The sequence below is a fragment of the Streptococcus sp. DTU_2020_1000888_1_SI_GRL_NUU_041A genome (assembly GCF_032387735.1).
Taxonomy (GTDB): Bacteria; Bacillota; Bacilli; order Lactobacillales; family Streptococcaceae; genus Streptococcus; species Streptococcus sanguinis.
In genome coordinates, this window is sequence record NZ_CP135592.1 from 1 (window position 1) to 18,137 (window position 18,137).

General features: G+C 35.6%; 14 protein-coding genes. 9 read left to right on the plus strand and 5 right to left on the minus strand.

Annotated elements, in window-relative coordinates; translation table 11 throughout:
* The first annotated feature begins 55 nt into the window (after positions 1-55).
* The 9 genes from RSK81_RS12530 to RSK81_RS12570 all read left to right on the plus strand — a co-directional run bounded on the left by RSK81_RS12530 (position 56) and on the right by RSK81_RS12570 (position 13,860).
* Positions 56-1,387 carry a DUF3854 domain-containing protein gene (locus tag RSK81_RS12530; protein ID WP_315687857.1) on the plus strand — a complete coding sequence of 444 codons (1,332 nt, stop codon included), beginning with the start codon at positions 56-58 and terminating at the stop codon, positions 1,385-1,387.
* A gap of 168 nt (positions 1,388-1,555) precedes the next feature.
* Positions 1,556-2,971, plus strand: a complete 1,416-nt coding sequence (locus RSK81_RS12535; RefSeq protein ID WP_315687859.1) for a hypothetical protein — start codon at positions 1,556-1,558, stop codon at positions 2,969-2,971.
* 67 nt (positions 2,972-3,038) lie between these two features.
* Positions 3,039-3,491 (plus strand): Cas9 inhibitor AcrIIA9 family protein, encoded by a 453-nt coding sequence (locus tag RSK81_RS12540; RefSeq protein ID WP_315687860.1) that lies wholly within the window; start codon positions 3,039-3,041, stop codon positions 3,489-3,491.
* 13 nt (positions 3,492-3,504) lie between these two features.
* On the plus strand, positions 3,505-4,878 hold the full coding sequence (locus RSK81_RS12545; RefSeq protein ID WP_315687861.1) for a PcfJ domain-containing protein: 1,374 nt from the start codon (positions 3,505-3,507) through the stop codon (positions 4,876-4,878).
* A 63-nt stretch (positions 4,879-4,941) separates the two neighbouring features.
* On the plus strand, positions 4,942-10,356 hold the full coding sequence (locus tag RSK81_RS12550) for an SNF2-related protein (RefSeq protein WP_315687862.1): 5,415 nt from the start codon (positions 4,942-4,944) through the stop codon (positions 10,354-10,356).
* Between the two features lie 231 nt (positions 10,357-10,587).
* Positions 10,588-11,247, plus strand: coding sequence for a hypothetical protein (locus RSK81_RS12555; RefSeq protein ID WP_315687864.1), 660 nt, complete (start codon positions 10,588-10,590; stop codon positions 11,245-11,247).
* A gap of 1 nt (position 11,248) precedes the next feature.
* Complete coding sequence (locus RSK81_RS12560; protein WP_315687865.1) at positions 11,249-12,040, plus strand: DNA adenine methylase; 792 nt, start codon at positions 11,249-11,251, stop codon at positions 12,038-12,040.
* A gap of 12 nt (positions 12,041-12,052) precedes the next feature.
* Entirely contained in the window at positions 12,053-13,417 is a 1,365-nt protein-coding gene (locus tag RSK81_RS12565) for a DNA cytosine methyltransferase (protein ID WP_315687866.1), read from the plus strand.
* Positions 13,418-13,536: 119 nt separating this feature from the next.
* Positions 13,537-13,860, plus strand: coding sequence for an HNH endonuclease (locus RSK81_RS12570; protein ID WP_315687868.1), 324 nt, complete (start codon positions 13,537-13,539; stop codon positions 13,858-13,860).
* A 105-nt stretch (positions 13,861-13,965) separates the two neighbouring features.
* On the opposite strand, the gene xerS is transcribed toward RSK81_RS12570, so the two are convergent.
* The 5 genes from xerS to RSK81_RS12595 form a co-directional block, all read right to left on the minus strand.
* Positions 13,966-15,069 (minus strand): tyrosine recombinase XerS, encoded by a 1,104-nt coding sequence (xerS, locus tag RSK81_RS12575; RefSeq protein ID WP_315687869.1) that lies wholly within the window; start codon positions 15,067-15,069, stop codon positions 13,966-13,968.
* 134 nt (positions 15,070-15,203) lie between these two features.
* Positions 15,204-15,365, minus strand: coding sequence for a hypothetical protein (locus RSK81_RS12580; RefSeq protein ID WP_315687871.1), 162 nt, complete (start codon positions 15,363-15,365; stop codon positions 15,204-15,206).
* Between the two features lie 15 nt (positions 15,366-15,380).
* The gene (locus tag RSK81_RS12585) at positions 15,381-16,298 is read right to left on the minus strand and encodes a hypothetical protein (protein ID WP_315687873.1); all 918 of its coding nucleotides are present in this window, start codon (positions 16,296-16,298) and stop codon (positions 15,381-15,383) included.
* Entirely contained in the window at positions 16,295-17,743 is a 1,449-nt protein-coding gene (locus RSK81_RS12590) for a hypothetical protein (protein WP_315687875.1), read from the minus strand. Before RSK81_RS12590 ends, RSK81_RS12585 begins: the two co-directional genes overlap by 4 nt.
* Positions 17,736-18,089, minus strand: a complete 354-nt coding sequence (locus RSK81_RS12595) for a hypothetical protein (protein WP_315687877.1) — start codon at positions 18,087-18,089, stop codon at positions 17,736-17,738. Before RSK81_RS12595 ends, RSK81_RS12590 begins: the two co-directional genes overlap by 8 nt.
* Between the last annotated feature and the right edge of the window lie 48 nt (positions 18,090-18,137).

The window sequence follows — 18,137 nt, forward strand, 5'->3', positions numbered from 1 at the left end:
GGCTTAGCTGCTTATTACTTTTTAAGGAAAGCGCATTTTGCGCATGGAGGAAAATATGGTAAAATCATTCAAAGCGAAAGGTGGAAGAACTACATGGTTACGTGTAGATCGTACCTTTCCTTGTCCTATTTGCGGTAAGACAGACTGGTGCTGTGTAAATGAGCAGCAAACCAAGGCTGTCTGCATGCGTGAATTAGACAACACTAAACAATCGTATATGGGAGGAACTTTATATGATTTATATGACCACCAAAAAGTGGATATAAAAAAAATTGATAATTCGTCCCTATTAAATTTAGCACCTGCAAATAGACTGCACAAAGTATATTCCTTAGTCATCCAGCTCTTAGGATTGACTGAGGAGCATCAGGAGCATTTGATGAATGAGAGAGGACTTTCTGCAGAACAAATCGCTTTACGCGGATATGCATCTGCAGAAAAAAGTACTTTATCTCGTCAAATTTCTCAACAAAAATCTGGTGGGAAAAGCATTAAAACAATTTGGGAAGATGTTTTTTTAGCAAATAATCTTCCAAAAGATGCTTGGAGAGGAGTCCCAGGATTTTCCTACAATGAGGAGCATCAGGCTCCAGTATTTAATGTTTCTAAACATGGAATACTGATCCCTAGTCGCAATGATTGGGGGCAAATTGTGGGGATTCAGATAAGGGTTAATCCTCGCGAATATACTTATGATGTCAAAGTAAATTCTAAGAATCAATACCGGGTAAGCATTGTCTCTTCGGATAATACACCAAAATATATTATTCGTGATGAAGCATTTGAAGTAGTAGCTGAAGGGCCACTTACTTCTCCCGAAATGACTTTCAAGAATGGACTTTCATTTACAGCAAAAGTTAGAGCTAAATACATTTATGTGTCTAGTTCTGACAGGAACTTAGGAACAGCAGCAGCATCGCGACCTCACTTTTCTTTTCCTGATTCAATTTTAGCTCAAGCTAAATTTGATGATGAAGGAAATAGTCGAGTTCATTTGATGAGCAAAGTGAATATTCATAATGTTCTTGTGACAGAAGGTTTATTAAAAGCTGATATTATCAGCTCTTGTCTGCCAGAGTCACAATTTGCTAAACTTGGCCCAACAGTTGTAGTTGCTATGGCTGGTGTAAGTTCTTGGCAACGTGTTGCAGTGCAAATCTTGAAATATAATTTTCAAGAAGTTTATCTGGCTTTTGACCAAGATTTTGAAGGGACTGAACAAGTCTTTGAACGTTTAAATGATATGGTCCAGTATCTTACGTATGATAAAGGTCGGATATCAAATGTTCTAACTTGGGAAACCGGAAAAGGATTGGACGATTTTCTTCTCTCTGAAAATTCTAGAGTTGAAAAAGTTCAAATTTGGTCTTATGAACCAAAACAATAGAAACCCTATTGGGTATGGAGGAAAATCAATTAAATAGTCACTCATCTTGATGAAGAAGACATGTGGAAATAGTCAAAAGAAATTCTTATTATAAGAAAATTTTGATTTACTAACTGTATAGAAATAAAAAGTTGTCAGAAATGGCAGCTTTTTTATCGTGGAGGAAAAATGACAAATTTATTAGTTGAAACAACGAAAAAAAGCTCAAGTTGTTCTAAAAAGGTATTATTTCCTAGATTGAAACCAGGAGAGAAGAAAACTCAAATTGTTCGCAAGATGGTGAACTATTTGGGAAAAGTTCGCTTGTTAAGCAAATCATCTTATACATTGACTTATAGTCGTGATGATGTAGATCAATTGCTAGGAGAAGAAATGGAATACTGTTTAACCTATTGTTCCAGTGTTCCTTGGGAAGATAGAGCTTCCTTAATTAGTATTTTTTGTAAAAATACTAATACTAGGTCTGATCTCCCTGCGGATTTTATAGATAACCAAGTAGTTATCATGAGTAATCATGGGACACGAGGAAAGGATCTATCTTTAAATCTTTTCATTCTAGTTGTTGATGATGCTCTTATAAAATTAAAAGGGTACTCTGAGCTAAAAAGATGGTACTATTTTGTTGATGGTGAACAGCACTTTTATTCTATTGTATCTTACAGTTTTTTAGAGCTGTTATCTAATGCCACTGATGGGGATTGGAGAGAATATAGTTCATTATACACGACTGTAGCAGACTATATTTTAGATACTTATGATGATGCTCTTGCCCATTCTTTAAACAAAGAGCATTCTAATAATGCTTTTAAATCAATTGCAACCATAACTGATGATAAAATCTTTCAGGATTCTGATATGAATAAATCAACTATTTTTAATGACTTAGGATTCAGGAAGTGTGAAATTGACACGGAACGTTACCAAGGTAAAGAATTTAATCGATTTGCTTTTAGGTCCCTGGAGCATCAATGGAAGCATTTGTGTAATAAACTACCTCATAGCTCTGTTAGACCAGAACTAAAAATTAGAAAACTAGGCAAACATAAAGCAACCGGTCTTTTTGTTCCGAATTTAAATATTCTTGCAATCGATGTTCGAGTTTCTAATTCTTTTATTCACGAATATGGTCATTATTTAGATCATACCTATCATGAACATGAAGATATTAGTTTAAATTCTAATCTATTCAAGACTATTCGAGAACAATACAGAAAGAATCTGAGTAGCCTCGTTTTAAAAGCAAAAAAATCAAACCACCTATCTCTGAAAGAACAAGGAGAAACGATTGCAAAAAAATGGGATTATTACATTACTCCCACTGAAATCTTTGCTAGGGCATTTGAATTGTGGGTACACTTTTGTATTGATAGTGGAACTGAATTAACAAAGTCTACCAAAGATTATCAGAATAAACTGGAATATGTTGCCTTTCGTTCTTTTCAAGCAGAAGTCTTTAGCTTTTTCTACTCTTGTTTTGATGGTTTTGAAAAAAATCAGCCGATATTCTCCATTCAAGAACGGATACCGGCCAGAATACAATCTAATAACCCGACAACTGGGGAACAGCTATCGTTATTTGAATGATAAAAATAAAGAATAATTAAAAAGGTCATTGGAAGAGCCTTTTTTAATTATTTTGGAGGAAAATATAATGGATGAACAAAATGTAAACACTGTTGTAGCAGCTCATGACTTTGATAGAGTCATGGCTTTCGATAAACTTAATGAAGAGATGAACTCAGAACATAGTCCTTCTGAGGATATTTTTCATAATTGGTTATGTGAGCAGATGGAAACTGATGATGAACTTGTTCATGGTGTTCTAAAATCAGACAGGACGATAAAAGGTGCTTTGAAATATTGTTCTAGTAAAGCAATAAAATTGAAGACAGACAATGTTGCCTGTGTTGATGACCAGACCGTATTTGGTTGGGTTCGAGAATACTACGTTGCAGATAAGGTTGAGATAAAGAAATCAGTCCCTGCTAAAGTAGTAACCTCAACTAAACAGAATGTCGTCTCTAAGACAAAGAAACCAGTAAGTAAGAATCAAAACTTACCTCAAAAAGAGAATTTTGAAGAACAACTTACTTTGTTTGATTGATTGGAGACGTGCCATGAAAAAGACTATTTTAGCAAAAGATTATGCAGAAAAATGTTTGCGACCGCCTAAAAAATTCTTTTCTTGGGCGGAGTGCTATTTTCCAATTTATAAATGGGAAAATAAGACTCAGGCTATTTGCTCTTCTAATCGAAAAAGTGAAGTATGTGAAGTGGTTAAGAAACGCTTGACCAAGAACTCACGATTAACTTTTTATGGTGCTCCAATGTACTTTGTATGGTTAGGCGTGACAGAAAAGAGAATAGAGTTGCAAACCTATCAATGCTATCAACATATTGAAGATGGCAAAGAAAGCTTTGAATTTTCACTTTATAATCTGGAGTATTTTTCAAAGGATGTAGGACATATTAAAATAACTCGTAGTTACGAGGGGTACAGATATGGTCTATCCATCTTAGGTGTATTTCAAGGAACATATTCTGGGGCTTATTTTTATGACACTAAAGAAAGTATCATAAAAAAATTTTCAAAGTCATGTTTGAAATATCTGGATATGGATCATCTTATTAACAATTTCGATGTTCTTTTACAGTTGGATCGCATTTTTAAATATCGTGGGATAATTGAATATGCTCAAAAAACTGGAATGAAAGGAATTGTCAAAGAAATTGTTGGTGAATATATTTACTATGGTTATGCTAAATCTATCAAACATGGAGATATGCGCGTGCTTACTTTCAAATTTTTAAAAAAACATAAATCTTTTTTTAAAAATAGTGAAAAGATGCTGGCAAATCTTAAGTATGAGCAATTTGCTATTTCTACTTATGGAACCTATATAGAAGGACTTGAGAATTACTTCAAACTGGAAGATTTTAATCTTTTCCCTAAAGAAGTAAAGCCTGTTAGGTTTATGAAATGGGTAGTTAAGAATCAAGTAAATGGCATCGATTATCGTGATTACAAGAGAAATATAGAGAGGCTTAATGTTGCCTTTGTAGGGGAACGAATAGTAATGCCTCAAAACTTTCAACAAGCTCACGATGATGCAGCAGATGCTTACACAGCTATAATTGATGAGAAACAGATTTCTCTTTATGAAGAGAGATTGAAAGAGCTACTAAAAACAGAAAGAACTATTGGCCAGTATACCTTCCTTGTCCCCCATACTCTTAAAGAGTTGAGAGAAGAAGGTAAAAAGCTTAAACACTGTGTAGGTAGCTATACAAATCGTATAGCTGAGGGTGAAACTTCTATTTTTTTTGTCAGAGACAAAAAAAATAAAGATAAACCTCTCTATACTCTTGAAATGCACAAGAGAAAAATTGTTCAACTAAGAGGTACTTATAATGCACCTGCACCAGAAGATGCCTGGGCTGAAGCAAAAGAGTTTCTAACTCAAGTAGACTGTCTAGGAATCCATTATTAAAAAATAAAGAAAGACTAAAAGACTGTGCTGGATGGGCCAGTCTTTTGGTTTTGGAGGAAAAAAATGACGGAAAGTAAATTTGAATTTCCAACAACAACAGTAGAAAAAGTTGAAAGCAATATTATTGCTATTAGACTGTTAAAACAATTGGACAAAGAAGGAAAGCTGGCTACTCCAGAGCAACAAATTATTCTATCAAAATATGTTGGATGGGGCGGACTAGCTAATGCCTTTTTTAAAGGAGATAGATTTAAAAAAGAACGTGAAGAATTACAAAATCTTGTATCCGATGAAGAATACCGCAGCATGGAAATGAGCTCTTTGACAGCTTATTATACAGATCCACTGATTGCTAGTGAAATGTGGCAATATTTGGTTGATAATGGCTTCAAAGGTGGTAATATCCTAGATCCTGCAATGGGAACAGGTATCTTCTTTGCAACCATGCCTAAGTTTATCAGAGAAAATTCTATTCTATATGGGATAGAACTGGATAGCTTGACAGGCGCCTTAGCTAGGCAATTGCATCAAGATGCAGTTGTTTTAGTTCAAGGATTTGAAACGGTTGATTTCACTGGAACACCTTTTGATTTGGTAATTACAAACGTTCCATTTGCAGATATTCGTCTGATGGATGAAGTCAGTAAGAAACCAACTCTTATTCATGATTATTTCATCAAAAAAAGCATTAGAATTACACGCAAGAATGGCGTGGTCGCTGTTATTACATCAACAGGAACAGTTGACAAACGTTCAGGCTCTATTCTACCAGAGTTGAAAGAACAAAGTAGTTTTTTGGGAGGTGTTCGACTCCCAAACGATGCTTTTAAAAAAATTGCAGGTACAACTGTTACCAGCGATATCCTATTTTTCCAAAAAGGAACAGAGCACCAGAACTATTTCGTAGAAAAGATTTTCAGTGCTCCACAAAAAAGCAGCTTAGATGATCGTATTTTTGTGAATCCATTCTTCTTGAAAGAAGCTGGGCTTTACAATCCATACGTTTTAGGAAACTATACTGTTCGATATTTCAATGGAGCCACACTCTCACTCAAAGCAAATTCAAATAATTTGAAATTGGATTTACAAAAAGCTTTAGCAATTATGACAGAACATAATTACATTAAAGGTTTATATGATTATGCTGCTGATGAAATTTTCATTAATGGATTGAATTCAGATGAGCAGAGTTTGATTGCTCAACTTGGCATTCGTTTACATGAGTATGCTTGTGATAGTTATGGAAATATCTATTATCGTAGCCATGATGGAATCAGTAAATCATCACGCGCTGCAGAAATGATTTTCTATCAAGATGAAACAGGTAATTTCTCACATTGGGACAGCAAATACAGCGAAAAAGTTGTAGAAGATTTTATGATTGCCTATAAGCAAAATCCTCAAATTATAACGAATACTTATATTAGCTCAGAACCCTCTAAAAAGGGAGCGAATAAAGGATTTTTTAAATGTGTTCATTTCTATGAGAAAGGAATGGAAGAAAAAGAAAATCAGCGTATTCGTGGGATGGTAGATATAAAAAATGCCTATCAGGATGTCATTGACATTCAGGAAACTAGCAATTATGACAACGAAGAATTTGAATATTTATTGTCTGTTTTAAATGATAAATATGATGAATTTGTCTATAAATATGGTTATATCAATACATCTGTCAATTCACGTTTATTTGAAAGGGATGATAGATATCCTTTGATTGCCAGTCTGGAAGAAGAAGCACTAGATGAAAGTGACAGCACTAAAGTTGTCTACAAGAAATCAGATGCTTTCAGAAAACCAATGGTTCGCCCTAAAAAAGCCTTAAAGATAGTATCAACAGCAGTAGATGCTTTGAATACAAGTCTTTCAGAGGGTGGTGGAGTTGATTTTGAATTGATGTTAGCTATATACCCTAATAGTACAAAACAAAGTGTTATTGCCGAACTTGGCGACCGGGTACTTATTGATCCGCAACAATATCAACGTGACAACGTTGTTGCGTATAAAGTAAAAGAAGAAGTCCTATCTGGGGATGTGCGAACAAAAAAAGAAATAACTGAAAAGCTAATTGAGCAGGGAGACTCCACTGCAGATTGGGAGCATTATCTTAAGTTATTAAATCAAGTAATTCCTGAAGATATTCTTATCAGTGATATATCTTTTAATCTTGGCTCTTCCTGGATTCCTAATAATGTTGTTGGCATGTTTGCCTACCATTTCTTAGCAGGTGATGAAGATATCACTTTAGGTGATTATGAAGCAGATAATGTTGTAGTAAGCACAAAACTAGGACGTGGTTTAGCTGGTGATTTTATTAGCTATACTATGAATCGTCCTAAAAATATTCAAAGTGGTCTTCGTAACGCATCTACTTATCGTTATTCTCGAGGACATGACATTCTATCTTATTTACTTGGTTCAGATCAGCCAACTATCACAAAAGATATTGGAACTAAAGAAGAACCTAAAAGAGTAGTAGATGAAGTTGCAACAGCAGAATTGCGTAAAGCAGAGCTATATCTTCAAGAAGGTTTTAAGAACTTTGTCCTGGAACACAAAGAAGTAATGGAACTTGTAGAGTCAGTCTATAACAACACTTTTAATCGACGTGTTACCAGAACCTATGATGGAAGCCATTTAGTTATTAATGGACTTGTAAAAGGTGCTAGTCTGCGCCCCCATCAATTAAATGCTGTTCAAAGAATTATAGAAGATAAACGTGCACTTCTAGCTCACGAGGTAGGTTCCGGAAAAAGCTTAACAATGGTTAGTGCGGGCTTTAAACTAAAAGATCTTGGCTTAGTCAATAAACCTTTATATGTAGTACCATCAAGTTTGACAGCACAGTTTGGACAAGAAATTTTAAGATTCTTTCCAACTCGTAAAGTATTTGTTACTACAGAACAAGATTTTGAAAAAACACGCCGCCGTTTGTTTATCTCTCGTATCATTACTGGTGATTATGATGCCATTGTTATGGGACATAGCCAGTTTGAAAAAATCAAAGTGTCATATGAAAGAGAGCGTCTCTTTTATAGTGACAAACTTGATGAACTGAGTGAAATTATTCAATTTGCTGAAGCGAATGATGATCGTATCAGTTTCAAACAGGCACAAGCAATGAAAGCACGTTTAGAGAAACAAATGGAAAAAATGTCAGAAAACAAAAAAGAGCGTTCAGATGAATTTATTGATTTTGAGTCTCTAGGAATTGATATGCTCTTCGTTGATGAGGCACATAAATTTAAAAATGTGCGGCCAGTAACTAAACTTGGCAATGTGGCCGGTATCGGTCAAACAACTGCACAGAAAAACCTCGATATGGAAATGAAAATTCGTTCAATTCAGAACGAACATGGAGGCACAAATGTTGTATTTGCAACTGGAACTCCAGTTTCTAATTCCATCAGCGAAATGTATACAATGATGAATTATATTCAACCTGATATTTTGGATAGCTTTGGTATGAGTAATTTTGATGCCTGGGTAGGAACATTTGGGATTATAGAAAATAGTCTTGAATTAAATCCAACCGGGGATAAATATATTTCTCGCAAACGGTTTGCAAAATTTATGAATCTACCAGAACTTATGCAGATTTATAAAATGACTGCCGATGTACAAATGACCGAAGATTTAGATCTTCCAGTTCCAAAAGAAGAACGCATTGCTATAAAGAGCGAATTAACAGATGCTCAAAAGAAATATCTGAACCTTCTAGTTGCTCGTTCTGAAGCAGTAAAAGATGGGAAAATTGACCCAAGTGAAGATAATATGTTGAAAATCACAAGTGAAGCACGCAAGCTAGCTCTTGATATGCGTCTATTGAATAGTGATTGCTATTCTATCGCAGACAATAATAAGATGATGCAGGTGGTGGATCGCGTATCTAACATCTATCATCGAGAAGAGAAGAACCGTGGAACTCAAATAATTTTTTCTGATCTTGGTACCCCAACTGCTGGCAGCAGCTTTACTATCTATCAAGAATTAAAGAATTTGTTAATAGAGCGTGGAGTGGCCGAGGAAGAAATTGCCTTTATTCACAGCGCCAATAACAAGAAAGCTCGCCTACAACTTCAACGACAAATGAACTCTGGTGAGATTAGAATATTACTAGCCTCAACTGAGAAAGGAGGTACTGGACTTAATGTTCAGCGCCGATTAAAAGCAGTTCATCATCTAGATGTTCCTTGGAAACCCTCAGACATCATTCAGCGTAATGGTAGAATTGTCCGCCAAGGAAACATTTATCGTAAAGTTTCCATATTCCACTACATCACGACAGGTAGTTTTGATAACTACCTATGGCAAATTCAAGAGACTAAATTGCGTTATATTACACAAATTATGACCTCGAAAACACCAGTCCGTGCTGCAGATGATATTGACGAACAAACCATGACCGCTTCAGACTTCAAGGCAATTGCCACTGGCAATCCATACTTGAAATTGAAAATGGAGCTGGATAATGAATTTGAATTACTAACTAGCCGATATAAGGCTTGGAAACGTGATTATAGGTATTCCAAGCGAAAGATGGAACAAGCTCAAAATGATATCGAATTGACTAAGTATCGTTTGGAACGTATTCAAGAAGATATTTCCAAAGCAAATGCTACCAAACATCGATTTGATTTTGTTGATGGCAAAAAAACAGAAATCAATCCATTTTTGATGACTTTTGAAAATGGCATTGCTATTGATAAAAAGGATGCTGCAGGAAACCAACTACATTATGATATGCAGATGGCTATTTCTGAAAATCCTGAATTCATTACTTTAGCCTATTATCGTGGTTTTAAGTTAAGAGTGAAAACCCATAAACAACCATATATTAGCAATCAAATAATGGATTTGAAAATAGTTGGAGCTAATCAATACAACTTAGAGATTGATTTCTCTAGTCCAGTAGGAACAATTCAACGTATTGATAATCTTCTAAATGCTCTGGTCGCCAAAGAGAATGAATATCATCGTGACGAAGCTTCTTTACAAGTTATTATAGACCGTGGACTAGCTTCTGAAACATTTAGCGATCAAGAACGCCTTAATTATATTTCTGCCAAAAGAAATGTAATTAATCCTCTTATTCAGTTAGAAGAGAACACTGAGTCTATCGAAGCTGCTCTTGCAGAATTTGAGAAAGATTATGGTGCCTCTCATGGTCAAATTTTTGAAACGACTATTCCTTCTATTGATCGATATAGTGAGGTAGAAGATGAAGAGGAAAGTGAGCTTGTTGAAGATTATGTGACAGAAGCCGAAGTAGTTGAAGCGAAGCCAAATAAGCCTAAACTTGAAATTTCTAATGAATTATCAATCTTGCTGCAGGAATTTCTTTCTGAAGCTGAAGCATTTTTGAACAATGACGAAAAGGAGGAAAAAAGCACGGATTTTAATGAATACTCTGTAAATACAGAGGAAAGGTCCGTGAAACAACTGTCCATTTTTGAGACATGTGAAACAATCGTTTAGATTATCTAGCAATAATTAGCTAGACGTTAACCAATATTTATTGGTTAATGGGAGGAATTAAGTAATTAATTTCTCCCATTAGCTGGTAAAAAATATCGGCTAATATAAAATATCAAAAAAATATACTAAAATATGATATAAATAATGAAAAATAAATTATTTTATGGTATAATCAATTTATAAATTGATATTTCTATAAAATATGTCGTAAATATTCGAGGAGAACATTATATGGCTAAACTAATTTCAGTTGAATCTTTGGAAAATGAATTAAGATATTACCAAAGCATTGCAAGTCGCAAAACTACAAGAAGAGTATTAGAAGAAATGGAGATTGGAATTGGTCTTCATGACATTATTAATATCTGTGGTCTGGCCAGCAATTCAGCATTAGCTGAACGAACTATAAAAAGATGCCTGGATAATGACTTTAATAAAGAACAGGTAGAGGATATTTTATCTATTTATTATCGACTTTTGCTATATCCGATGTTGATAGCTGGAGAGCAGAATATTGAAAGAGAAAGTGAAGTTATAGATATGAACTCACGTATTTATAAGGAAACATTTCGTCGAGGGTGTATCAATTATCTTGGGAACTTACCTTATAATTTAGTTTCCAATTTAATTTCTCTTCCTGTTTTATTAAGCAATTATCCATCAGGAGCCGATCTTCATCGTACCGCTCAAATGTTTATTGAAATAGCGGAAAAGAACAAAAAATTAGCCGATTTTGCTGAAGAACTAGGCTATACAAAAGATAATCTTACTCTAATCATTAATAACTATTTAGGTAAGATGAAAATCGGATTTTTGGAACTACATCTGATGGATATGAACACTCAAGAAGCTGTCACTTTTTTGAATACTGCTTTACATCAAGGAGCATAACATGAAAAGTATTTTGAGATATCCAGGAAGTAAATGGAATCTGGCCAGTAAAATTGTTGACTTGATGCCAGATCATAAGAGCTATTTGGAGCCATTCTTTGGTAGTGGAGCGGTACTGTTTACCAAAGGAATAAGCAACATCGAGACAGTAAATGACTTAAATGAGGATGTTGTCAATCTCTTTAAAGTCATTCAGCAAGATCCTGCAGCACTAGCCAAGAAAATCTTTCTGACACCTTATAGCAGGGTTATGTATGACAGAGCTTGGGAAGTTCAGCCAGACAATGAAGTAGATAAGGCCTTGAATTTTATCATCCGCTCAGTCATGAGCCATGGTTTTCGCAACATTGAAAAATCCGGCTGGAAAATGGATGTGAATGGCCGGGAAAAGGCCTATGCGGTTAAGCATTGGAATGACCTTCCGGAATTGATTCAGGAAATGACCCTGCGATTGAAGCAGGTCCAGATAGAATGTCGGCCAGCCATTGAGCTGATTGATAAATATAGTAGAGAAGATGTCTGCATGTATGTAGACCCTCCCTACGTTCTTAGTACGAGAACAAGAAAACAATATAGTGTTGAGATGGAGGATCAGGATCATGAGGAATTATTGGACATCCTGAACCAATCTAAGGCAAAAATTCTCTTAAGCGGTTATGACAGTGAGCTTTATAATAAACAACTGAGAGACTGGGAAAGAGTGGAGTTTGCGGCTACTGCTGAGCATGGTTTACCGAGAACAGAAGTCCTTTGGATGAATTTTCAACCTAAGCAGCAGTTAGAGTTGTTTTGAATGAGGTAATCAATGAAATTTTTGGATTTATTTGCTGGCATTGGTGGCTTTCGCCTTGGTATGGAAGCCGCTGGCCATCAATGTGTAGGGTTTTGTGAAGTAGACGACTTTGCAAGAAAATCTTATAAAGCTATTTTTAATACAGAAAAGGAGGTAGAGCTTCATGACATCAGAAGCGTACCAGATGAATCTATTCGAGGACTTGGACAAGTGGACATTCTCTGCGGAGGATTTCCGTGTCAGAGTTTCTCGCTTGCTGGAAGCAGAAGAGGTTTCAGAGATGAACGAGGTGATCTCTTCTTTGAAGTTGCACGCTTCGCAAAGCTTCTTAGACCCTCTTATATTTTCCTTGAAAACGTCCCAGGACTCCTTAGTCATGGAGGAGGTGATACCTTTGAGACCATCCTCAGCACGCTTGATGCCTTGGGGTATAATGTGGAATGGCAAGTGCTTAACAGCTCGCACTTCGGAGTTCCACAGAACAGACAAAGAGTCTTCCTTGTTGGACATTCTCGAAGACGAGGTACCCGACCAATATTTCCTCTCGGAAGCTACAACAGGGAAGTTGCTGAATTATCAGAAATCAGAACAAATTCCCTTACCGCGCAATACCCAGGGGGACAAGGGAACGGATCGTACATTATTGAAAGTAAACCGAAGAGAGTAGGGAATATTCATCCTTCGGGTAAGGGAATGAATGGAGATGTTTACTCAACTGAAGGGCCTGCTCCTACTCTTACAACAAATAAAGGGGAGGGGATGAAGATTGTACTATCAGGTAGGCTGCCTGGTAAGTATTCTATAACGAACCGAGTATATGATACTTCAGGTATTGCTCCCACACTTTCCACAATGCAAGGAGGAGACCAGGAGCCAAAGATAATTCAGCGCTCTCATGGCTTTAATAAGGGTGGGGAACATAAAATAGCACCAACCTTAACCAGTCATAGTTATCAGGAGAATAACCTAGTCAAAATTGTAGACTTTTACAACAAAATAGTGAAAGACGAGGTTGGGACTTTAACATCTAGTGGGGGAGGTAGCACTGTACGAACTGGCAGCTTTGGAGTGACTGATGGTTACCGCATTCGCAAGCTGACGCCCAGAGAATGTTGGAGACTGCAGGGCTTCCCTGATTGGGCTTTTGATAAAGCGTGTTATGGAGAAGTTATACCGCAGGGTTATTTTGACCTACTGCTTTCAAGAAAATTGCCCCGCAAAAAATGGCGGAAGCTATGGAGAATAACTCGTAAGCAACGAATGTCAAACAGCCAGCTATACAAGCAAGCAGGGAACAGTGTGACGGTTCCTGTAATTACAGCTATTGCCAAATACTTTGAAAGTGATGTGCCTAATGAAAAAAAGAAAAATGGTTAAATTATATACTTGTGTCCGATGTCATATCAAGTATATTCCTAATCGTTCGGATCAGATGTACTGTTCTAAAAGCTGCCGTCTTAAGGCATATGCAGGAAAGTAACGAGGTATCAATCAAAATGAAGAAAGAATTAAGAGAAAGAGTCTACAAAAAATACAATGGTCACTGTGCTTATTGTGGCAAAGAAATTGCCTTCAAGGACATGCAGGTGGATCACCAATTGTCCCAACGTAACGGAGGTGGAAATGAGTTAGATAATCTTTTCCCAGCTTGTCGTCTATGCAATCATTATAAGAGAGCACAGGGTTTAGAAAGTTTCAGAGAGACCATGCTTACGCTTCATGAGCGTATTGTTCAGCCTTATATTAACCGGGTTGCCTTGGATTATGGAATAATGGAATTGAAACCATTTGACGGCTATTTCTATTTTGAGAAGCAGTAGGTTATTGAAAAAGATAAATATTATATTTATAATACATCAGATACATATGATAAATAAAAAAAGATGATTCGCTTGAAGCATCTTTTTATTTTAGGAAATTTATAATTACAGCTCATTTAAAGCATTTGCTTGTTCATCGGAAAGAACGTGCGCATACGTACTAACTAGGTTAGAACTTTCAGAATGACCAAGTTGTTGAGCAGTCAAGATTTGATTTTTAGTAGCAGCATAGAGACGAGTCGCAAGTGTATGACGCAATTTATGAGGGGTTACACGGATTTTAAATGCCTCAGAGTATTTTGCTACGGCTCGCTCAATAGCAGCTCCTCCTAGCCTTTTTACAGTGCCTGATTGACTAGTTACAAACAAAGCAGTAGTGTAGGTTGATGATATTCCATATCTTTTTTCTCGGATTGATAAGTAATCGGTCAAATATACTTTCGCAAATGCTGCAATTGGAACAGAGTCTTTCTTATTTCCCTTTCTCGTAACAGTTACAGTCATAGTATTAACATTAAGATGCTTTAAGTCAATATTGACTGTCTCTGAAAGACGGATACCAGAAGCAAGTATCAAAGCAATCATAGCTAAGTCGCGTTCTTTGTTCTTTTTATAAGAAGAGAGCGCTCGAGGAGATAAATTCGCTTTTTTGACATAACCTTCTGGACTTTCTTCGTCGGAAATGAAAGCTAAAAATTCGTTTGTTTCATCCCCCAGGAATAGTTTATCTTTAATTGCTGCAGCACGTGCGGCTAATGTCTCTTTTGAAAATTTAAAACTTAATTTCTTCATCACGTTGCGATAGAAGTAGGGCACACCTTCCTGGTTTTCGGTTTCTTCAGTTAAATATTTCCAAAGGCTGGCCAGTGAAGCTAGGCTGCGTTTGATTGCTGCTTCAGAAAGATGTTTAACCTTATCTTTATTGACACTTATCATTGGTCTTTCTTGGAGATAAACAAAGTATGCCTCCGCGTCTTGAAGTTTTAAATTCTCCAGAATTTCAATTGGTACGTTCATGATGGAGTCAGCATTAGAGATTCCTGAATCTATTAGCCACGAAAAAAATCTTCGGTATTCATTTAAATACTCATAAAGCGTTTTTTTGCTATATCTTTTGACATTCTTTGAAAAATAGTATTCTTTAACGTACCAAGGCATAATTGATAGGAGATCGTCAATGTTTTTTAAAATACGTGTATCTGAAGGCATTTTAAATTCCTTTCTTTTCTATTATTTTATCAAAAATTAGTTAGTAGTGGTGGTTTTATGTTTAGTAACAAAATTCCTATTTTTCTAATAAACGTATATATTGCTAAAAACACCTCTGAAATGAGGTGTTTTTATTACGTCAATTTTAAACTAATATCTAGTAAGTCCGCAATCTCTTCAGAAATATTGTTATCTTCTTTAATTTTAATGGCGGCCAGGCTAGTTTTTTCTGATGTGATCACTTCACAGCCGTCTAATTCAACTAACCTATCTATAGGAACTAATAAAAGTTTCATATAGGCTCTCTCTTTCTAATTATTATGATTTCTCACGATTGACAATGGGTCTGAATCATCAAATGAATCTGTGAAAGTGAATTGCTGGCCCTGTTCTCGGCTTTGCTCTTCTATTTTATCTTCCAGGGCATCAATTTTCCGTTCAAGTTTTTCAAAATTTGATGCCATTTTGGTTATTAAAGGAGTTAATTTATTCAGATACCCTTCAATAGCTTTTTCTCTATCATCCATTCGCCTATCTTCTAAACGTTCTCCAATCTTATGAAGAGAGGCAGCCTTTCTCTCAGATATTTCTGATAAGGAAATATCACTAACAGATATAGTCTCAGTTTTTTTGGATATTGCATCTAATAATCTTAGTGGTTTATTTTGCTCAGATAAAAAATAATTAGTTTCAGATAAAAAAGGTTGTTTTAGAATATCCGCATTGCAAAGAGTTCTAAAAAATTCCTTATCCCGTTCCAGAACTAATGAGGTCCACAAACTAATTTGAGGATCTATAAAGAGCATAGTATTAAGAAAAAATTTATCATCAGTTATGGTATCGTTTAAAATACATGTTTTAAAAACTTTTGATGTAGTTAAATAATGTACGTCAAAAGTTTCCCTGACCTTATAGAATAAGTTTGGTCCTATCTCACCATATTCATCAATAATGAATAGCGTGGTGAAACCCTTCGCTTGTAAATTTCTCAGCATCTTTGGATCTGAGGTCATTACAATTGAGCTATCAGATATCTTCTTCTCGTCAAACACGATATTCAAACTAGAATCAGTGAAATAGTGAATAACCTTTTGCGATGTACCTGCACCAACTAGAATAGCAGTTTTAAGAGCCTTGTTTTTTGTAATCCGCTCAGCTTTTTGAAAAAAGGGTGATTTGTCAAAATCAGGATGTATCATACCATCTATATAGATACTTGCTGGTTTCACTCAGTCTCCTCCTCTACTTCTACTACAGCCTCTTTGGTCTCTTTGGTTTTCGGTTCTGATCGATTTAAAAGAGTATCATCGATATTAAACTTTGCCGTTCTCAATTTATGACTCTTCCGATCTTCGCTTAGCAATAATACTTTCATAGCTTCCATAACATTGGTCTGACTAGCTATTTCTAAATCTAGAAACAAGATATTATTAAGACTCATGTAATCATTTGATAAATGATATTTATTTTCAATAGCTTGAATTTGTTCAGTAGAATCAACAATAATCATCAATAGGCGCTGATTTCCATTCTTATCCAAACCATTTTTCAGTTGTCCGTAATGAAGAAAAACATTAACTAACTTACTTAAATCACTATAATCTTCATTTTGAGTCACAAATGGATAGAGATCAATAAGTACATTCTGACCATTCTTTCCTCTCATATTGAATTGGCCATTAAAACGGATACGTGGGACGCGACGTTGTCGTTGATAAGTTCTAGCTGCAGGTTTAGTGCCTGTCGATTTTTGGTTTTTTATTTCCCCAACAATTCTTTTAGATTGTTCAGAGAGACCGCTCTTATCTCCAGATTGATTTCTAATTGGTACACTTATTTCTTCTGTATAGGTAAAGCCTTCCATATAGGAATAAGGTTTGAAGCTAACAAAATCATCTTTAACTCTAAAATTGAGATAAGCATCTGCAATCTTCCAATAACGAATAGGAGAATAACTGTCCTCCTCTTTGGTAATTTCTTTCCATTTATGGGCTAATTCTGGAGCAAGAATATTATTTACAAGCAAAACAGTAGTTCCATAAGCGTAAATACTATAACAATCACCAGCTAATTCTGCCTTATCCTCTCCGACAATGAGAGGATCCCTTTTAAACTTATACTGTCGAATTAAATAGAATTTGAGCAATCTTAAGAGAGATTTTTCAACTCTATTAGCACTGACACCAGTCTCTCGAACTATCTGTTGGAACTGCACATTTCGGAAAATTGCAATAAAAAGCAATATTTGTTTATCCAAGTCAGTCAGTTGATTATAGACTAGCAAACTATCTGTTTCTGAATATGCGTATTCAATTAAAATTTTATGTTTTTTCCCGCTCGGCTTTCCTGGTTCAATAGGTGTATCTGTCTGAGTGGATGATGAAAAAACTCCTAGTTCTTCTTCTGGTATTGTAAGATAAAAAGGAAAGGCAGACGGATGCTTGACCGGCTGCAGTTCAAAACTCTCATAATATGTTTCAGAAAACCTTGAAGCTGATGGCGCGATTAGTTTCCCAGTTTCATTATTTTTATAAAAGCCTAGTCTTTTTAATGATGCTTCAGAAAGTGCATGAGGTTTTTTAGGCTGTCTACTATTTGGTTTAAAAAAGGTGCTTTGGAAACTTTCTCGAAGGCTATTCCAAAAATTCTTAACACCAATTCGATTATTACTCATACTTATTATTGTTCTCCTTGTCAAAGTACAATGTGATATTCTTTTTGTTATTAATAAAATCTATAATTAACAATCGAAGTAAATTGCTGATTGATTGGTTTACTTCTGCTGCTCGTTCAGCAAATTTATCTGCTATGTTTTTATCAATTGTAGTCGTCAGAGTTTTTATATCTTCTTTGTTTAATGCAGTTTTTGAGAAATCAATGGAAAGTTCGTAGGGACTGTCTACAAAATTTGATACTAATACTCCCAAAAGGACACTAGGACTCCCGCCAACAATCCTTGCTTTCTCCTCAAACTCATTTGCTTTTGCTAAACTCACTGATGTTTGCATCTGCTTCTTCATTCGTTTTTCTATGCCGTCCCTTTCTTGTTTACTATATTTTGCTTGTTT

Coding starts and splice junctions, on each gene's coding strand:
- RSK81_RS12530 (WP_315687857.1), top strand. CDS start 56: ATGGTAAAATCATTCAAAGCGAAAGGTGGAAGAACTACATGGTTACGT.
- RSK81_RS12535 (WP_315687859.1), top strand. CDS start 1,556: ATGACAAATTTATTAGTTGAAACAACGAAAAAAAGCTCAAGTTGTTCT.
- RSK81_RS12540 (WP_315687860.1), top strand. CDS start 3,039: ATGGATGAACAAAATGTAAACACTGTTGTAGCAGCTCATGACTTTGAT.
- RSK81_RS12545 (WP_315687861.1), top strand. CDS start 3,505: ATGAAAAAGACTATTTTAGCAAAAGATTATGCAGAAAAATGTTTGCGA.
- RSK81_RS12550 (WP_315687862.1), top strand. CDS start 4,942: ATGACGGAAAGTAAATTTGAATTTCCAACAACAACAGTAGAAAAAGTT.
- RSK81_RS12555 (WP_315687864.1), top strand. CDS start 10,588: ATGGCTAAACTAATTTCAGTTGAATCTTTGGAAAATGAATTAAGATAT.
- RSK81_RS12560 (WP_315687865.1), top strand. CDS start 11,249: ATGAAAAGTATTTTGAGATATCCAGGAAGTAAATGGAATCTGGCCAGT.
- RSK81_RS12565 (WP_315687866.1), top strand. CDS start 12,053: ATGAAATTTTTGGATTTATTTGCTGGCATTGGTGGCTTTCGCCTTGGT.
- RSK81_RS12570 (WP_315687868.1), top strand. CDS start 13,537: ATGAAGAAAGAATTAAGAGAAAGAGTCTACAAAAAATACAATGGTCAC.
- xerS (WP_315687869.1), bottom strand. CDS start 15,069: ATGCCTTCAGATACACGTATTTTAAAAAACATTGACGATCTCCTATCA.
- RSK81_RS12580 (WP_315687871.1), bottom strand. CDS start 15,365: ATGAAACTTTTATTAGTTCCTATAGATAGGTTAGTTGAATTAGACGGC.
- RSK81_RS12590 (WP_315687875.1), bottom strand. CDS start 17,743: ATGAGTAATAATCGAATTGGTGTTAAGAATTTTTGGAATAGCCTTCGA.
- RSK81_RS12595 (WP_315687877.1), bottom strand. CDS start 18,089: ATGAAGAAGCAGATGCAAACATCAGTGAGTTTAGCAAAAGCAAATGAG.